The 16,438-nt window shown below is 72.1% G+C and carries 16 protein-coding genes; 6 read left to right on the top strand and 10 right to left on the bottom strand.

Annotated elements, in window-relative coordinates; all coding sequences use genetic code 11:
- Positions 1-17: 17 nt before the first annotated feature.
- Positions 18-287 (bottom strand): DUF4190 domain-containing protein, encoded by a 270-nt coding sequence (locus O7613_RS21215; RefSeq protein ID WP_282289712.1) that lies wholly within the window; start codon positions 285-287, stop codon positions 18-20.
- 160 nt (positions 288-447) lie between these two features.
- On the opposite strand from O7613_RS21215, the gene O7613_RS21210 reads away from it, so the two are divergent.
- Positions 448-1,809 (top strand): DUF6350 family protein, encoded by a 1,362-nt coding sequence (locus tag O7613_RS21210; RefSeq protein ID WP_282289711.1) that lies wholly within the window; start codon positions 448-450, stop codon positions 1,807-1,809.
- A 126-nt stretch (positions 1,810-1,935) separates the two neighbouring features.
- On the opposite strand, the gene O7613_RS21205 is transcribed toward O7613_RS21210, so the two are convergent.
- Both O7613_RS21205 and O7613_RS21200 read right to left on the bottom strand, forming a co-directional pair.
- Positions 1,936-2,460, bottom strand: coding sequence for a DUF4190 domain-containing protein (locus O7613_RS21205; RefSeq protein WP_282289710.1), 525 nt, complete (start codon positions 2,458-2,460; stop codon positions 1,936-1,938).
- Positions 2,461-2,494: 34 nt separating this feature from the next.
- A complete protein-coding gene (locus O7613_RS21200; protein ID WP_281586710.1) occupies positions 2,495-2,791 on the bottom strand; it encodes a CD225/dispanin family protein in 297 nt (98 codons plus the stop codon).
- Between the two features lie 173 nt (positions 2,792-2,964).
- Here O7613_RS21200 and purN point away from each other — a divergent pair, with 173 nt between their 5' ends.
- Both purN and purH read left to right on the top strand, forming a co-directional pair.
- A complete protein-coding gene (gene purN / locus O7613_RS21195) occupies positions 2,965-3,585 on the top strand; it encodes a phosphoribosylglycinamide formyltransferase (RefSeq protein WP_281586711.1) in 621 nt (206 codons plus the stop codon).
- Positions 3,582-5,153 (top strand): bifunctional phosphoribosylaminoimidazolecarboxamide formyltransferase/IMP cyclohydrolase, encoded by a 1,572-nt coding sequence (gene purH, locus O7613_RS21190; RefSeq protein WP_282289709.1) that lies wholly within the window; start codon positions 3,582-3,584, stop codon positions 5,151-5,153. The genes purN and purH overlap by 4 nt, the downstream gene beginning before the upstream one ends.
- Positions 5,154-5,199: 46 nt before the next feature.
- Here the strand turns inward: purH and O7613_RS21185 are convergent, their stop codons facing one another.
- From O7613_RS21185 to O7613_RS21165, 5 genes are all read right to left on the bottom strand, one after another.
- Positions 5,200-6,222, bottom strand: coding sequence for a dipeptide ABC transporter ATP-binding protein (locus O7613_RS21185; protein ID WP_281586713.1), 1,023 nt, complete (start codon positions 6,220-6,222; stop codon positions 5,200-5,202).
- Positions 6,212-7,225 (bottom strand): ABC transporter ATP-binding protein, encoded by a 1,014-nt coding sequence (locus O7613_RS21180; RefSeq protein ID WP_282289708.1) that lies wholly within the window; start codon positions 7,223-7,225, stop codon positions 6,212-6,214. The genes O7613_RS21185 and O7613_RS21180 overlap by 11 nt, the downstream gene beginning before the upstream one ends.
- A gap of 5 nt (positions 7,226-7,230) precedes the next feature.
- On the bottom strand, positions 7,231-8,187 hold the full coding sequence (locus O7613_RS21175; RefSeq protein WP_282289707.1) for an ABC transporter permease: 957 nt from the start codon (positions 8,185-8,187) through the stop codon (positions 7,231-7,233).
- Positions 8,180-9,118 (bottom strand): ABC transporter permease, encoded by a 939-nt coding sequence (locus O7613_RS21170; protein ID WP_282289706.1) that lies wholly within the window; start codon positions 9,116-9,118, stop codon positions 8,180-8,182. The genes O7613_RS21175 and O7613_RS21170 overlap by 8 nt, the downstream gene beginning before the upstream one ends.
- A gap of 90 nt (positions 9,119-9,208) precedes the next feature.
- Positions 9,209-10,807: an ABC transporter substrate-binding protein gene (locus O7613_RS21165; protein WP_282289705.1), complete on the bottom strand. Its 1,599-nt coding sequence runs from the start codon at positions 10,805-10,807 to the stop codon at positions 9,209-9,211.
- 246 nt (positions 10,808-11,053) lie between these two features.
- Between O7613_RS21165 and O7613_RS21160 the strand changes: the two genes are divergently transcribed.
- From O7613_RS21160 to O7613_RS21150, 3 genes are all read left to right on the top strand, one after another.
- Positions 11,054-11,917: a bifunctional methylenetetrahydrofolate dehydrogenase/methenyltetrahydrofolate cyclohydrolase gene (locus O7613_RS21160; RefSeq protein WP_281586718.1), complete on the top strand. Its 864-nt coding sequence runs from the start codon at positions 11,054-11,056 to the stop codon at positions 11,915-11,917.
- Between the two features lie 99 nt (positions 11,918-12,016).
- Positions 12,017-12,967, top strand: coding sequence for a malate dehydrogenase (locus O7613_RS21155; RefSeq protein ID WP_282289704.1), 951 nt, complete (start codon positions 12,017-12,019; stop codon positions 12,965-12,967).
- Between the two features lie 257 nt (positions 12,968-13,224).
- Positions 13,225-14,442: an NADP-dependent isocitrate dehydrogenase gene (locus O7613_RS21150; protein ID WP_281586720.1), complete on the top strand. Its 1,218-nt coding sequence runs from the start codon at positions 13,225-13,227 to the stop codon at positions 14,440-14,442.
- Positions 14,443-14,513: 71 nt separating this feature from the next.
- Here O7613_RS21150 and galT read toward each other — a convergent pair whose 3' ends face one another.
- Together galT and O7613_RS21140 are read right to left on the bottom strand one after the other, a co-directional pair.
- The gene (gene galT, locus O7613_RS21145; protein ID WP_281586721.1) at positions 14,514-15,587 is read right to left on the bottom strand and encodes a galactose-1-phosphate uridylyltransferase; all 1,074 of its coding nucleotides are present in this window, start codon (positions 15,585-15,587) and stop codon (positions 14,514-14,516) included.
- Positions 15,584-16,372 carry a DeoR/GlpR family DNA-binding transcription regulator gene (locus tag O7613_RS21140; RefSeq protein ID WP_281586722.1) on the bottom strand — a complete coding sequence of 263 codons (789 nt, stop codon included), beginning with the start codon at positions 16,370-16,372 and terminating at the stop codon, positions 15,584-15,586. Before O7613_RS21140 ends, galT begins: the two co-directional genes overlap by 4 nt.
- Between the last annotated feature and the right edge of the window lie 66 nt (positions 16,373-16,438).

Here is a 16,438-nt window from a genome sequence, read left to right as displayed (position 1 = left end):
GGTCGGCCCCTCGTCGGTCAGCGGTACCAGTACGGGTAGTAGTAGTTGCCCCGGGCCCGCACGATCGCGCTGGCAATGATGTTGACGACGCCGAACGCGACGGCCAGCCAGCCGAGCAGCGGCGACTTACCGAAGCGCCGGGCGTCCCGGATCGACAGCACGCCGAAGACGATGCCCAGGATGCCGCAGCAGAGCAGGCCGAGCACGATGCCGAGGACGCCCCAGAGCGTGGTCCGGTCCCGGCCGGCGGCCGGGGGCGGCGGTGGCGGCGGGTAGGGAGCGTTCACGGCTTCCTCCGGGCGGTCGGTGCCGCGACAGGAAAGGTCGCGCCTGAAGCCGAGGCTAGACCGGATCTCCGCCGCCGATCCGGGGGTTCGGCGAACTCACCCCGGTCCCGGCCCGGTATCGGACTGCCGTCCGTCGCGCGGCGTGCCAGAGTAGACGACGATGTCACGTCCCACCCCTGACCAGCCCCGCCGGGCCGCCGGTCCTGCCGCCGGCGCCCGGCCCCGAGGGCGTGCCCGCCCCGCCACCCCCGCGCCCCGCCGCGCCGCACGCGTGACCGCGCCCCGGCCGGGCGAGCCGTCCCGGGCTCCGCTGCCCGTCGCCGCCGGGGTGGCCGCGCTCTGGGCCGCGGTGACCTCCTGGCTGCCGGTCACCGTGGTGCTCGGCCTCGCCCAGCTCACCGAGGACGCCGGCTCGTTCTCCGGCGCCCTGCGCGCCGGTCTGGCCGGTTGGCTGCTCGGGCACGGGGTGCCGCTGCTGACCGACGCCGGACCGCTCGGCCTGGCGCCGCTCGCCCTGAGCGTGCTCGTCGTCTGGCGACTCACCCGCGCCGGGGTGCACGTCAGCCGGGCCGTCGGCGCCCGCGGCACCGGCTCACCCCGGCAGGCACTCACCGTCGCGGTCGCGGTCGGCTTCGGGTACGCGCTGCTCGGCGCGTTCGCCGCGCTCGTGGTCGGCACGGGCGGGTTGCGGGTCTCGCCGGTGACCGCCGCGCTCACGTTCGCCGCGTTCGGCGCCCCGGCCGCCCTGGTCGGCGCGTTGCGCACCACAGGCGTCTGGGCGCTGCTGGCGCGGAGCTGCCCGCCGGTCGTCCGCGACGGGCTGCGCGCCGGGCTGGTCGCGGCCCTACTGCTGCTCGCCGCCAGCGCCGGGGCGGCCGGGCTCGCGGTGGCCACCGGCGGCGGTGACGCGGCCGACATGATCGGGGCGTACCGGACCGGGGTGGCCGGTCAGGCGGGCATCACGCTCGTCAGCCTCGCCTACGCGCCGAACGCCACCGCCTGGTCGGCCAGCTACCTGCTCGGCCCCGGGTTCGCCGTCGGCACGGACACCGCGGTACGCACGAGTGAGGTGTCGGTCGGCGCGCTGCCGGCCGTACCCTTGCTCGCCGGCCTGCCGCGCGGCCCGGTGGACGGGCTGGAGGCCGCGCTGCTCGCGGTGCCGGTGCTGGCCGCGATGGCGGCCGGCTGGCTGCTGGCGCGGCGGCTGCTGCGGGCGGCGGCCGAGGCGCGGGCCGAGGTCGGATGGCCGGAGCTGCTGGTCCCGGCCGCGCTCGCCGGCCCGGTCGCGGGCGTGCTGCTGGGGCTGGCCGCGGCGGCGTCCGGCGGGTCCCTCGGCGGTGGCCGGCTGGCCGAGATCGGCCCGTCGCCCTGGCCGGTGGCCGGCGTGGCCACGCTCGTGATCGCCGTGGGCGCGATGCTCGGCGCCGCCGCCACCCGCTCCCTGACCCGTCCCACCCCGCCACCTCGCCGGCGACCCCGCCCCGAACCCTCGTCCTCCCCGCCCCTGAACTCCGCACGCTGATGCCCGGAAAGCGTGGCCATTCCGCCTGGGACGGCCACGCTTTCCGTGAAAGAGGCCGCGTTCTGCGCGGCGCGGGCGAGGCGAGGGGCGTCCGACGGTCGCCGGACGCCCCTCGTTTCCAGCCGGTCAGGAACCGAAGTTGCCCGCGTTGATCAGGGTGCCGGCGATGGCGCTGATGATGCCGAGGACCACGCCGACGCCACCGCAGATCAGGGCGGCCTTGGCCTGGCCCGGGTTGCTGGCCTCGCCCGCCTGGACCTTCTTCTGGCCGAGCACGCCGAGCACCACGCCGGCGATGCCGGCCGGGACGCCGAGCAGCGGGCAGCAGAGGCCGAGCACGATCGAGGCGATGCCGACGATCATGCCGATCAGGCCCATGGTGTTGTTCTGACCCTGCCCCTGGGCGGGGCCGGCCGGGTAGCCGGCGGCCGGGTACTGCGGCGCGGCGCCGTACGGCTGCTGCTGCTGCGCGTACGGGTCCTGGCCGTAGGGCTGGCCGGAGGTGGGCTGGCCGTACGGCTGGCCGGAGGTCGGCTGCTGCCCGTACTGCGGGGCCTGCGGCGGCTGGCCGTACGGGTCATGCGGCTGGGCGGTCGGGTCCTGGTTCGGCTGCTGGCCGTACGGGTCCTGTCCGGGGTAACCGGGCTGCATCTCGGGGAACTCCTCAGATTGGTGTCGCTGTCGGTCAGTTCGTGCCGGTGCTGCCGCCGACGAAGGTCGCCAGGCCACCGAACAGGCAGCACACCACAATGATGCCGATCCAGATCAGGCCGACGATCAGGGCCCACTTGGACCACTTCCTGGACTCGGCGGCGGCGGCCTGGGCGCCGGCGTAGTCACCCTGCTGGAGCAGCGGGTTGACCCTGGAGGCGTTGATGATCGCCGGGATCGCGAGCGGCCAGAACAGGAAGATCGTGACGATGGACATCGTCATGTTGTTGTCGAGCTGCGGCGGCTGCTGCTGGGGGTGTCCGGGCTGCATCGGGGTGACTCCTCGGTCCGGCGGCACGGCGTGCCTGGTCTGACTGGTGCGGGTCGGGCGTACGCCGAACACCGGGCGACCGGCAGCGTACCGCGAGGACGCCACCGGGGAGGTCACCCGATGGTCCGCCGCCCGGCAGCCGGACCGCCGGGCCTGCCCGATAGGGTTGCCGGGTGACCGAGCCCGCGTCCGTCGCCCGCCTCGTCGTCCTCGTCTCCGGTTCCGGCAGCAACCTCCAGGCGCTGCTGGACGCGACCGCCGATCCCGGCTACGGGGCCCGGGTGGTGGCGGTGGGCGCCGACCGGGACGGGATCGCCGGTCTGGACCGGGCCGCCGCCGCGGGCGTGCCGTCCTTCGTCGAGCGGGTCAAGGACCACCCGACCCGTGGCGACTGGGACAAGGCGCTCACCGCCCGGGTCGCCGAGCATCGCCCCGACCTGGTCGTCAGCGCGGGCTTCCTCAAGCTGGTCGGGCCGGAGTTCCTCACCGCGTTCGGCGACCGCTACCTGAACACACACAACACCCTGCTCCCGGCGTTCCCCGGCATCCACGGCCCCCGGGACGCGCTCGCGTACGGCGTGAAGGTCACCGGGGCCACGCTGTTCTTCGTCGACGCCGGGATGGACACCGGCCCGATCGTCGCCCAGGTCGCCGTACCGGTGCTCGACGGCGACGACGTGGAGACGCTCACCGAGCGCATCAAGTCCGCCGAGCGCCGCCAGCTCGTCGAGCAGGTGGGCCGCCTGGTCCGTGAAGGTTGGACGATCACCGGCAGAAAGGTCAGCATTCCGTGAGCACGACAGAGGACGGCCGCCGCCCGATCCGGCGCGCGCTGGTAAGCGTCTACGACAAGACCGGCCTGGTCGAGCTGGCCCGCGCCCTGCACGGGGCCGGCGTGGAGATCGTCTCGACCGGCAGCACCGCGTCGACGATCTCCGGCGCGGGCGTGCCGGTCACCCCGGTCGAGCAGGTCACCGGCTTCCCGGAGATCCTGGACGGCCGGGTGAAGACGCTGCACCCGAAGATCCACGGTGGCCTCCTCGCCGACCTGCGCCGGGACGCGCACGCCGGCCAGCTCGACGAGCACGGCATCGCCGGCATCGACCTGCTGGTCTCCAACCTCTACCCGTTCCAGGCCACGGTCGCGTCCGGCGCCGACCAGGACGAGTGCGTCGAGCAGATCGACATCGGTGGTCCGGCGATGGTCCGGGCCGCCGCGAAGAACCACGCCTCGGTCGCGGTGGTGACCGACCCGGCCGCGTACCCGGCGGTGGTGGCCGCGCTCGCCGACGGCGGCTTCACCCTGGCCCGCCGCCGCGCGCTCGCGGCCCGGGCGTTCGCCGACATCGCCGACTACGACGTGGCGGTGGCCGACTGGTTCGCCACCACGGTGGCCCCGGCCGAGGACGGCTGGCCGCAGTTCGCCGGCCTGGCGCTGCGCCGCCGGGCCGTGCTGCGGTATGGCGAGAACCCGCACCAGTCGGCCGCGCTCTACACCGACCCGGGCGCCCCGGCGGGGCTGGCCCAGGCCGAGCAACTGCACGGCAAGGAGATGTCCTACAACAACTACGTCGACGCGGACGCTGCCTGGCGGGCCGTGCACGACTTCCCCGGCCAGCCGGCGGTGGCGGTGATCAAGCACGCCAACCCGTGCGGCATCGCGGTCGGCGGGGACGTGGCCGAGGCGCACCGCAAGGCGCACGCCTGCGACCCGGTCTCCGCGTTCGGCGGGGTGATCGCGGTGAACGGTCCGGTCGGCGTGGAGCTGGCCCGGCAGGTCGCGGAGATCTTCACCGAGGTGCTCGTGGCGCCCGGCTTCGACGCGGACGCGCTGGAGCTGCTGCGGGCGAAGAAAAACCTCCGGCTGCTGCGCGCGCCGGCGTACGCGCCGAGGCCGGCGGAGTGGCGGCCGGTCAGCGGCGGCGTGCTGGTGCAGGCGCGGGACGCGGTGGACGCGCCCGGCGACGACCCGGCCGGCTGGACGCTCGCCACCGGTGACCCGGCCGACGAGGCGACGCTGCGCGACCTGGCGTTCGCCTGGCGGGCGGTCCGCGCGGTGAAGAGCAACGCGATCCTGCTGGCCCGCGACGGCGCGACCGTCGGGGTGGGGATGGGCCAGGTCAACCGGGTGGACTCGGCGCGGCTGGCGGTCGCCCGGGCCGGCGACGAGCGGGCCCGCGGCTCGGTCTGCGCCTCGGACGCCTTCTTCCCGTTCGCCGACGGCCCGCAGATCCTGATCGACGCCGGCGTGCGGGCGATCGTGCAGCCCGGCGGTTCGATCCGCGACGAGGAGACGATCGCGGCCTGCAAGGAAGCAGGCGTGACGATGTACCTCACCGGCACCCGGCACTTCTTCCACTGACGCTCGGGACCCGGGTGCGTCCGGCGGACGCACCCGACCGGGTGGTTCAGACGTCCGGGCGCACCTCGGCGAAGTGGCAGGCCGACGGGTGCGGGTCGGCGGCGCGGGGCACCGTCTGCGGGTCCTGGACGGCGCAGACCTCCTCCGCCTTCCAGCACCGGGTGCGGAACCGGCAGCCCGACGGCGGGTCGGCCGGGCTGGGCACGTCGCCGGTGAGCCGGATGACGGTCCGCCGGTCGCGGGCCTCCGGGTCGGGCACCGGCACCGCCGACAGCAGCGCCTGGGTGTACGGGTGGGTGGCCCGCTGGTAGATCTGCTCCTCGGTGCCGATCTCCACGATCCGGCCCAGGTACATCACGGCCACCCGGTCGCAGATGTGCCGGACCACCGACAGGTCGTGCGCGATGAAGATGTAGGAGAGCCCGAACTCGTCCTGGAGCTGCCGCAACAGGTTGATCACCTGGGCCTGGATGGAGACGTCCAGGGCGGACACCGGCTCGTCGCAGACGATGATCTCGGGGCGCAGCGCGAGCGCCCGGGCGATGCCGATGCGCTGCCGCTGGCCGCCGGAGAACTGGTGCGGATAGCGGTTGATGTGTTCCGGGTTGAGGCCGACCACGTCCAGCAGCTCCCGCACCCGCTGCCGCCGGCTGCCCTTCGGCGCGGCGTCCGGGTGGATCGCGAACGGTTCGCCGACGATGTCGCCCACAGTCATCCGCGGGTTGAGCGACGTGTACGGGTCCTGCATCACCATCTGCATGTTCCGCCGCACCCGGCGCAGCTCGGCGCCCCCGGCCCGGAACAGGTCCCGCCCCTCCAGGGTGGCCCGCCCGGCGGTCGGCGTCTCCAGTCGCATCAGCAGCCGGGCGAGGGTGGACTTGCCGCAGCCGGACTCGCCGACCACGCCGAGCGTCTCGCCGCGGCGCAGCTCGAAGCTCACCCCGTCGACCGCCCGCACCGCGCCGATCTGCCGCTTGAACAGCACGCCCCGGGTGATCGGGAAGTGCTTGACCAGCTCGTCGACCGCGAGGATCGTCTCGCCGCGAACCTTGCCCGGGTCAGCGGTCATCGTGGACCTCCTGCGCGAAGTGGCACGCGCTGGTCCGGCCGTCGCCGAGGACGAGGTCGTGCGGCACCTCGTCCACGCAGACCTGCCGCGCGTACGGGCAGCGGGGGTGGAACGGGCAGCCGGAGGGGATCCGCATCAGGTTCGGCGGCAACCCCCGGATGGTCGACAGCTCCTGCCCGCGCACGTCGAGCCGGGGGATCGACTCCAACAACCCCTTGGTGTACGGGTGGGCGGGCGCCAGGTACAGCGCGCGCACGTCGGCGTGCTCGACGATCCGGCCGGCGTACATGACCGCGATCCGGTCCGCCACCCCGGCGACCACCCCGAGGTCGTGGGTGATCAGGATGAGCGCCATGCCGAGGTCCCGCCGCAGGTCGGCCAGCAGGTCCATGATCTGGGCCTGCACGGTGACGTCGAGGGCCGTGGTGGGCTCGTCGGCGATCAGCACCTTCGGGTCCAGCGCCAACGCCATGGCGATCATGACCCGTTGCCGCATCCCGCCGGAGAACTGGTGCGGGTGGTCGCCGAGCCGCTTCGCCGCGGCCGGGATCCGGACCAGGTCCATCAGCTCGACCGCCCGCCGGCGCGCGTCGGCCCGGGACAGCCCGGCCCGCTGCCGCAGCGACTCAGCGATCTGCCAACCGACCGGGAAGACCGGGTTCAACGCCGACAGCGCGTCCTGGAAGATCATCGCGATTTCCGCGCCGCGCACCTGCCGGCGTTCGGACTCCGACCGGGTGAGCAGGTCCCGCCCCTGGTAGCGGATCTCACCGGCGCGGACGTACGCCGGTGGGGTGTCCAGGATGCCCATGATGGCCTGCGCGGTGACCGACTTGCCGGAGCCGGACTCGCCGAGCACGGCGAGCGTCTCGCCGGCGTCCAGGTGGTACGTCACCCCGTTGATCACCCGGGCCACACCCTCGCGGGTGCGGAACTCGACGTGCAGGTCCCGTACCTCAAGCAGGTGCCCGCCGGGCGGGGTGGGGGAGGCCGGCGTCGGCATCTGTCTCACCGCAGTTTCGGGTCGAAGGCGTCGCGGACCGCGTCGCCGAGCATGATGAAGGCGAGCACGGTCAGCGCGAGGAAGGCCGACGGCACGATCAGCGGCGTCGCCGACTCCCGCATGTGCACCCGGCCGGCGTCGATGTCGATGCCCCAGGAGATGGTCGGGGCCTTCAGGCCGATGCCGAGGAAGCTCAGCGTCGCCTCGGCCGCGATGAACGACCCGAGCGCGATGGTGAGCACCACGATGGCCGGGGCGAGCGCGTTCGGCAGGATGTGCCGCCACATGATCCGGCCGTTGCCGGCGCCGAGCATCCGGGCCGCGGCCACGTAGTCCTGCTCCCGGGCGGTGATGACCGAGGAGCGCACCACGCGGGCCGCGGTGGTCCAGCCGAGCAGCGCCAGCACCAGGATGACCGCGAACAGGCGTACCGTCTCGCCGCTTGTGCTCACGCGCTTGAGCAGCACGATGGCGGCCAGCAGCAGCGGGATGCCGAGCACGATGTCGATCACCCGGGAGAGCACCGCGTCGACCCAGCCGCCGAAGAAGCCGGCGACCATGCCGACGACGAGCGCGATCACGCCGGTGATCAGCGCCGAGAACGCGCCGACCAGCAGCGACGCGCGGGCCCCGTAGACGGCGCGGGCGAACGTGTCGCAGCCCTGGAAGTCGTACCCGAAGATCGCCCCGCCGGACGGCCCGGCGTGCTGCCGGGACAGCACGCAGTCGCGCGGGTCGTTGGCGGTGAACAGCCCGGGCGCGACGGCCATCGCGGCGACCAGCGCGACGAGCAGCAGGCTGAGCCAGAAGACCGGGTTGCGGCGCAGGTCCCGCCAGGCGTCGCCGGCCAGGCTGCGGGGCCGGCGCGGCTCGCCGGCCCGGTCCGGGGTGGCCGGCTCGCCGGAGACGCCGCGTCGTGCCGACTGGTCCTCGGTCGCCGCCACCGTTTCGAAGTCACTCATAGCGGATCCTCGGGTCGAGTACGGCGTAGAGCACGTCCACCACGAGGTTGGACAGCAGGTAGACCACGACGAGCACGCTGACGATGCCCACCACCAGCGGCCCGTCCTCGGTGCGGATGCCGCGGAACAGGTTGAAGCCGACACCGGGGATGTTGAACACGCCCTCGGTGATGATCGCGCCGCTCATCAGGTTGCCCAGCTCGACGCCGAGGAAGGTGACCACCGGGATGAGCGAGTTGCGCAGCACGTGCACGCCGACGATGCGCCGCCGCACCAGGCCCTTCGACCGGGCGGTGCGCACGTAGTCGGCGCGCAGGTTCTCCGACACCGACGTCCGGGTCAGCCGCAGCGCGGTGGCCAGCGACAGCGAGCCGAGCACGAGGCCGGGCAGCAGCAGCGCCCACAGCGAGGGCTGGGCGCCGGCGGTGGGCGGGAAGATCGGCCAGCGTACGCCGAGGAAGTACTGCGCCAGCGGGGCCAGCACGATCGTGGGTATGCCGAGCACCAGCAGCGTGAGCACGAGCGTCGCGTAGTCGAAGACGCCGGCCCTCCGGATGCCGGCGATCACCCCGGCGGTGACTCCGACTCCGATGGTCACGGCTATCGCGATCAGCGCCAGCTTCACGGTGACCGGCCAGGCGGCGGCGAGGATGTCGCCGATCTGCCGGCCGGTCAGCGACTCGCCGAGGTCACCCCGGAGCAGGCCGCCCAGGTAGTTGACGTAGCGGTAGAAGAAGCCGCCGATCCCGGTGGCGTCCAGGTGGTACTTCTCGGTCAGGTAGGCGCGCTGGGCCGCGGTGACGGGCCGTTCCCCGGCGAGCGCCTGGATCGGGTCGCCCTGCCCGGCGAACATCAGCGCGTAGACGATCAGCGTGGTCCCGAAGAAGGCGAGGACCATCTGGAGCAGTCGCCGCAGGATGAAGCGGAGCATGCTGGCAAGTCTGCCGAAAGCGGACGAAATGCGGGCCAATGCCAGGGCCGGGCCACCCGGTGGGGGTGGCCCGGCCCGTGCCGAGGGGTGTCAGGCGCGTTCGATCTCCAGCAGGTCCACCCGGTCGAAGAGGTCCACGTGCACGTTCGTGACCTTGGTGGAGTGGCCGAAGTTGTTCTGCCCGTACCGCAGCGGGATCACCGGCAGGTCCTGCGCGAGCAGGTCCTCCGCCGCCTGGTACTTCTTGATCGCCTCGTCCTCGGTCGCCGCGCGGGCGCCCTCGGCGAGCAGCTTGTCGAACTCCGGGTTCGAGTAGCCGTAGTAGTTCGACGAGCCGTTGGTGCTGTACAGCGGGCCCAGGTAGTTCTCCATGGACGGGTAGTCCATCACCCAGCCCATCCGGAACAGGCCGACCGACTGCTTCTGCTTGAGCTTGGTCAGCAGGTCCGCGAACTTCGGCTCGGCGTTGCCCACGCACTCCACGCCCAGGTTGGCCTTGAGCTGGTTGCAGGTGGCGTCGATCCAGTCCTTGTGGCCGCCGTCGCCGTTGTAGGACAGCTCGATCTTCTGCGGGCCGCCCGCGGCCTCGTACATCGCCTTGGCCTTGGCCGGGTCGAACGCGCCGGCGGTGCCGATGGTGTTCTCCCGGTAGCCCGCGACCACGGGCGAGACGAACGAACGGGCCGGCTGCTGCGAGTCCTTGAAGATCGACGTGGTGATCTCGTCCCGGTCGATCGCCATCGAGATGGCCTTGCGCACCTCGGGCTTGCTGAACTCCTTCTGGAACGTCGGGAACGCCAGCACCTGGAGCGACGAGGCCGGACTCTGCTGGAACCGGTCGCCGAGGTCGGTGGCGGCGGTCGACAGGTTCTCGGTCGGGATCGTCTTGATCACGTCGAGGTTGTCCGCCAGCACGTCCGCGTACGCGGCGGTCGGCTGCTGGTAGATCCGGAACTCGACGCCGCCGACCTTGGGCTGCTGGCCCGGGAAGGCGTCGTAGCGTTCCACCTCGACCTTGGCGTCGTGCTGCCAGGTGCCCTTCATCTTGAACGGGCCCTGGCCGATCGGCGCCTGCTCGAAGCCCTCGGCGAGCACGCCCGGCGCGGAGAAGGCCGCCTCGGGCAGCGGGTAGAACGCCGTGTAGCCGAGCATGGTCTTGAAGTCGACGTACGGCTCGGTGAGCGTCACGGTGAAGGTCAGGTCGTCGACCTTCTTCAGGCCGCTCAGTGTCTCGGCCTTCGGCTTCTCGCCCTGAAGGTCGTCGTAGCCGGCGATCTTCTCGAAGAAGTAGCTGGAGTTCTGCCCGTTCGGGGCGTACGCGCCGTAGTTCCAGGCGTCGACGTAGTTGTCGGCGGTGACCTTCTCGCCGTTGTGGAACGTGTAGCCGGGCTTCAGCTTGATCGTCCAGACCTTGTTGTCCGACGACGTCACCGACTCGGCGGCCACCTCGTGCGGCTTGTTCGCCTCGTCGTAGTCGACGAGCGGGCTGAACAGGGCCGACAACACCTGCGAGCCACTCGTCTCGTTGGTGTTTGTGGGCACCAGGTGCTGCGGCTCGGCGATCTCGATCCGCACGGCCGCGTCGGGGTCGCTTGCGCCGCCGCTGCCGCCGCCCGGGCCGCAGGCCGTCAGGCCCAGCGTCACCGCGAGCGGGAGAGCGGCCCAGGCCGCGAGCCTACGAACACGCATGGGGTCTCCTCGTCTCCTCACGCTGCGCGGTCGGCCCGACGTTGGGTGACTCTGCGCAACGAGCCGTAACGGTAGGTCGCGGTGCGGCGGATCGACAACGGAAGCGTTGCGAGCTGGTAACGGAGTGTGTCCCGACGTCCCGTTTCGGTCCCTGATCGGTGACCCTGAGTGACGGAACCCACGCTGCGGAGCGTGATCACCTGCGGTCGTCGTCCGGCCCGGTCGCGGGCGTGAGACGATCACGACGTGACGGCGACGATCCTGGACGGCAAGGCCACCGCGGCGGAGATCAAGGACGAACTGCGGGCGCGGGTCAAGGCGCTCGCCGAGCGCGGCATCACCCCCGGGCTCGGTACGGTCCTGGTCGGGGAGGACCCCGGCTCCCAGGCGTACGTCAACGGCAAGCACCGCGACTGCGCCGAGGTCGGCATCGCCTCGCTGCGGGTCACGCTGCCCGCCGACGCGGGCCAGGCGCAGCTCGACGCGGCGCTCGCCGAGCTGAACGCCGACCCGGCCTGCCACGGCTACATCGTCCAGCTCCCGCTCCCGGCCCACCTGGACACCCAGCGGGCGCTCGAATCCATCGACCCGGACAAGGACGCCGACGGCCTGCACCCGGTCAACCTGGGCCGACTCGTGCTCGGCTACGACGCGCCGCTGCCCTGCACCCCGCGCGGCATCGTCGAGCTGCTGCGCCGGCACGACGTGCCGCTGCGCGGCGCGAACGTCGCCGTGGTCGGCCGCGGCAACACCGTCGGCCGGCCGCTCGGCCTGCTGCTCACCCGGCGCAGCGAGAACGCCACCGTCACGCTCTGCCACACCGGCACCCTCGACCTCGCCGGGCACACCCGCGCCGCCGAGATCGTCATCGTCGCCGCCGGGGTGCCGGGACTGCTCACCGCCGACATGGTCACCCCCGGCGCGACGGTGGTGGACGTCGGCATCACCCGGGTGATCGGCGACGACGGCAAGGGGCGCTACACCGGTGACGTCGACCCGGAGGTGTTCGAGGTGGCCGGCAAGGTGGTGCCGATGCCCGGCGGAGTCGGCCCGATGACCCGGGCCATGCTGCTCACGAACGTGGTGGAGCGGGCCGAGCGGGCCGGCTGACCACCCAGACAGGTCATAACCGTCCGCCCCTCGCCCGATCGGTGCCAGGATGGCTGATACGGTCCGGGAAACCGACTGGTAACAGGGAGTGGGACGACCATGGGTAAGAAGGTCACTGTCGTCGGGGCCGGCTTCTACGGCTCCACCACGGCACAGCGTCTGGCCGAGTACGACATCTTCGACACCGTCGTGATCACCGACATCGTGGAGGGCAAGCCGGCGGGCCTCGCGCTGGACCTCAACCAGTCGCGTGCGGTCGAGGGCTTCGAGACCACAGTCGTCGGCGTCACCACCGGGCCGAACGGCGAGGGGTACGAGGCCATCGAGGGCTCCGACGTCGTCGTCATCACCGCCGGCCTGCCCCGCAAGCCGGGCATGAGCCGGATGGACCTGCTGGAGACCAACGCCAAGATCGTGCGTCAGGTCGCCGAGAACGTCGCCAAGTACGCCCCGAACGCCGTCGTCATCGTGGTGTCGAACCCGCTCGACGAGATGACCGCGCTGGCGCAGCTCGCCACGCAGTTCCCGAAGAACCGGGTGCTCGGCCAGGCCGGCATGCTCGACACCGCCCGGTTCACCAACTTCGTCGCGGAGGCGCTGAGCGTACCGGTGAAGTCGGTGCGGACCCTGACCCTCGGCTCGCACGGCGACACCATGGTCCCGGTGCCGTCGCAGAGCACCGTGAACGGCAAGCCGCTGCGCGACGTCATGCCGGCCGAGCAGATCGAGGAACTGGTCGTCAAGACCCGCAACGGTGGCGCCGAGGTCGTCGCGCTGCTGAAGACCGGGTCCGCGTACTACGCCCCGTCCGCCGCCGCGGCGCGGATGGCGAAGGCCGTGGCCGAGGACTCCGGCGACGTCATGCCGGTGTGCGCGTGGGTCGACGGCGAGTACGGCATCTCCGGCGTCTACCTGGGCGTCGAGGCCGAGATCGGCGCCGGGGGCGTGAAGCGGGTCGTCGAGACCGACCTGGACACCGACGAGCTGGCCGCCCTGAAGGAGGCCGCCGAGGCCGTCCGCGCCAAGCAGGGCGACATCTCCTCCCTCTGACACCCCAGCACCACCCGCCCAAGGGCGGCCGGCGTCCCGCCGGCCGCCCTTCCGCGTCCCCGGGCGTGCTCAGCGCGCGTACCCCCGGGGTGATTCCGGGTCCCCGAGTGTGTGCCGGCGGCATCCGGGAAGGATGCCCTCGCGACCCGTTCCGGGTGATCCCGTTCTCCCCGGGTGAGGCCGGCTGGGGCGCCCCGAGCCGTTTCCAGTACGCTCGTACTGCTTGAGCACGTGTCCCCCGAGAGGAGCGCCGGCCGATGGCGAAGATCAAGGTAAACAACCCGGTCGTGGAGATCGACGGCGACGAGATGACCCGGATCATCTGGAAGCAGATCCGGGAGCAGCTGATCCTGCCCTACCTCGACGTCGACCTGCACTACTATGACCTGTCGATCCAGTACCGCGACGAGACCGAAGACCAGGTCACCGTCGACGCCGCCAACGCCATCAAGGAGCACGGCGTCGGCGTCAAGTGCGCCACCATCACCCCGGACGAGGCCCGGGTGGAGGAGTTCGGCCTGAAGAAGATGTGGCGGTCGCCGAACGGCACCATCCGCAACATCCTCGGCGGCGTCGTGTTCCGCGAGCCGATCATCATGTCGAACGTGCCGCGGCTCGTCCCGGGCTGGACCAAGCCGATCATCATCGGCCGGCACGCGCACGGCGACCAGTACAAGGCCACCGACTTCGTCGTGCCCGGCCCGGGCAAGGTCACCATCACCTACGCCCCGGCCGACGGCGGCGCGCCGATGGAGATGGAGGTCGCCAACTTCCCCGGCGGCGGCATCGCCATGGGCATGTACAACTTCGACGAGTCGATCCGGGACTTCGCCCGCGCCTCGTTCCGGTACGGCCTCGACCGCAACTACCCGGTCTACATGTCGACCAAGAACACCATCCTCAAGGCGTACGACGGTCGGTTCAAGGACATCTTCGCCGAGGTGTTCGAGGCCGAGTTCAAGGCCGAGTTCGACGCCGCCGGGCTCACCTACGAGCACCGGCTGATCGACGACATGGTCGCCGCCGCGCTCAAGTGGGAAGGCGGGTACGTCTGGGCCTGCAAGAACTACGACGGTGACGTGCAGTCCGACACCGTCGCGCAGGGCTTCGGCTCGCTCGGCCTGATGACCTCGGTGCTGCTCTCCCCGGACGGCCGTACCGTCGAGGCCGAGGCCGCGCACGGCACCGTCACCCGGCACTACCGGCAGTACCAGAAGGGCGAGAAGACCTCCACCAACCCGATCGCCTCGATCTACGCCTGGACCCGGGGCCTGGCCCACCGGGGCAAGCTGGACGGCACCCCCGCGGTCACCGAGTTCGCCAACACGCTGGAGCAGGTCATCGTGGAGACCGTCGAGGGCGGCCAGATGACCAAGGACCTGGCGCTGCTCATCTCGCGGGACGCCCCGTGGCTGACCACCGACGAGTTCATGAGCGCGCTCGACGAGAACCTGTCCCGCAAGCTCGCGGCCTGAGATGTAAGGAAGGGCCCCTTCTTAACGCCTCGCGTTGTGGAAGGGGCCCTTATTAACACCTCCCCCCACCTTCACGCGGCGCGCAGCAGCTCGGCGGCGCGCTCGGGGGCGATGTCGTTGATGAAGACGCCCATGCCGGACTCCGAACCGGCCAGGTACTTCAGCTTGTCCTTCGCCCGCCGGACGCTGAACAACTGCAGGTGCAGGTGGCCCAGCTCCCGGTCGACCCGCACCGGTGCCTGGTGCCAGGCCGCGATGTAGGGCATCGGCATCTCGAACAGCCCGTCGAAGCGGCGCAGCAGGTCGAGGTAGAGCGGCCCGAAGGCGTCCCGCTCGGCGTCGTCGAGCGCCGGGATGTCCGGCACCGGCCGGTGCGGGGCCAGGTGCACCTCGAACGGCCAGCGGGCCGCCGCCGGCACGTACGCGGTCCAGTGCTCGTTGCTCGCCACCACCCGGTCGCCGGCGGCACGCTCGGCGGCCAGCACGTCGGCGTAGAGGTTGCCCCCGGTGCGTTCGGCGTGCCGCCGGGCGGCGGCGAGCAGGCTCCGGGTCCGCGGGGTGACGAAGGGGTACGCGTAGATCTGCCCGTGCGGGTGGTGCAGCGTCACCCCGATCTCCACGCCCCGGTTCTCGAACGGGAACACCTGCTCCACGCCGGGCAGCGCGCTCAGCGCGGCGGTGCGGTCGGCGAGCGCGTCCAGCACCGTCCGCACCCGCAGCGGGGAGAGCCGGGCGAACGAGGCGTTGTGGTCGTCGGTGAAGCAGACCACCTCGCACCTTCCGACCCCGGGGCGGACCGGGGTGAACGGCGTGATCTCGGCGGGCTCCTCGGCCACCCGCTGGCTCAGCGACGGGAACCGGTTCTCGAAGACGACCACGTCGTACTCCGGCGCCGGGATCTCGCTGTGCCGGTCACCGCGGGAGGGGCAGAGCGGGCACTGGTCGGCCGGGGGCAGGAAGATGCGGGTCTGCCGGTGCACCGCCACCGCCACCCACTCGTCGGTCAACGGGTCGTAGCGCAGCTGCGAGGCGGGGGGCGGCGGGGGTAGTTCCCGCCGGTCCGGCTGGTCCCGTACCGTGTCGTCCCGCTCGTCGAAGTAGATCAGCTCGCGGCCGTCGGCCAGCTCGATCTGCGTACGCTTCACGCCGCCCCCCTCGTCGCCGGGACCGTCACCAGCTCACCCACCCTCTCCTCGAGTACCCGCCGTGCGTCGGGTGGCAACCGGTCGTCGGTGACCAGCACGTCCGCCGCGTCCAGGCCGACGATCGAGGAGATGCCGACCGTGCCCCACTTGGTGTGGTCGGCCAGCACCACGAGCGCGTCGGCGGCTGCCACAAGTGCCCGGTTCGTGTCCGCCTCCATCAGGTTGGGCGTGGTGAATCCGGCCCGTTCGCTGATCCCGTGCACGCCGAGGAAGAGCAGATCAAGGTGGAGCGCGGCGATCGCGGCCACGGCCAGCGGACCGACGAGCGCGTCCGACGGGGTGCGTACGCCGCCGGTGAGCACGACTGTGTGGTCCGGCCGGCCGGCGGTGTGCAGGATCTCCGCCACCGGCAGGGAGTTGGTGACCACCGTCAGGCCGGGGACGTCGATCAGGCGGCGGGCCAGCTCGGCGGTGGTGGTGCCGGCGGAGAGGGCGATCGCGGCGCCGGGACGGACCAGCCGGGCGGCGTGGGCGGCGATGGCCGCCTTCTCGGTCGACTGGCGGACGGACTTGGCTTCGAAGCCGGGCTCGTCGGTCGAGCCGGGCCCAGCCAGCGTCGCCCCACCGTGCACCTTGGCGAGCAGGCCCTGACCGTGCAGCGTCTCCAGGTCCCGCCGGATGGTCATGTCCGACACGCCGAACTCGGCGGCCAGTTCGGTGACCCGGACCCCGCCGGCGGCGCGGACCCGTTCCAGGATGGCGGTCTGCCGCTGCCGCGCCAGCATCCCCGGTCACCTCCCGAGCCTCCCCGACCGCACGAACGTGGTCGAACGCGTTCCAACAAAGCCGAA

The sequence above is a fragment of the Micromonospora sp. WMMD975 genome, from assembly GCF_029581215.1.
Classification (GTDB): Bacteria; Actinomycetota; Actinomycetes; order Mycobacteriales; family Micromonosporaceae; genus Micromonospora.
This window is presented reverse-complemented; position numbering and strand designations above follow the sequence as displayed.

Bases quoted from the DNA above. Each gene is read 5' to 3' on its own strand.
- O7613_RS21180 (WP_282289708.1), bottom strand. From the start codon at position 7,225: ATGCCGACGCCGGCCTCCCCCACCCCGCCCGGCGGGCACCTGCTTGAG.
- O7613_RS21210 (WP_282289711.1), top strand. From the start codon at position 448: ATGTCACGTCCCACCCCTGACCAGCCCCGCCGGGCCGCCGGTCCTGCC.
- O7613_RS21175 (WP_282289707.1), bottom strand. From the start codon at position 8,187: ATGAGTGACTTCGAAACGGTGGCGGCGACCGAGGACCAGTCGGCACGA.
- O7613_RS21170 (WP_282289706.1), bottom strand. From the start codon at position 9,118: ATGCTCCGCTTCATCCTGCGGCGACTGCTCCAGATGGTCCTCGCCTTC.
- O7613_RS21150 (WP_281586720.1), top strand. From the start codon at position 13,225: ATGGCGAAGATCAAGGTAAACAACCCGGTCGTGGAGATCGACGGCGAC.
- O7613_RS21185 (WP_281586713.1), bottom strand. From the start codon at position 6,222: ATGACCGCTGACCCGGGCAAGGTTCGCGGCGAGACGATCCTCGCGGTC.
- O7613_RS21205 (WP_282289710.1), bottom strand. From the start codon at position 2,460: ATGCAGCCCGGTTACCCCGGACAGGACCCGTACGGCCAGCAGCCGAAC.
- O7613_RS21140 (WP_281586722.1), bottom strand. From the start codon at position 16,372: ATGCTGGCGCGGCAGCGGCAGACCGCCATCCTGGAACGGGTCCGCGCC.
- O7613_RS21200 (WP_281586710.1), bottom strand. From the start codon at position 2,791: ATGCAGCCCGGACACCCCCAGCAGCAGCCGCCGCAGCTCGACAACAAC.
- O7613_RS21155 (WP_282289704.1), top strand. From the start codon at position 12,017: ATGGGTAAGAAGGTCACTGTCGTCGGGGCCGGCTTCTACGGCTCCACC.
- O7613_RS21165 (WP_282289705.1), bottom strand. From the start codon at position 10,807: ATGCGTGTTCGTAGGCTCGCGGCCTGGGCCGCTCTCCCGCTCGCGGTG.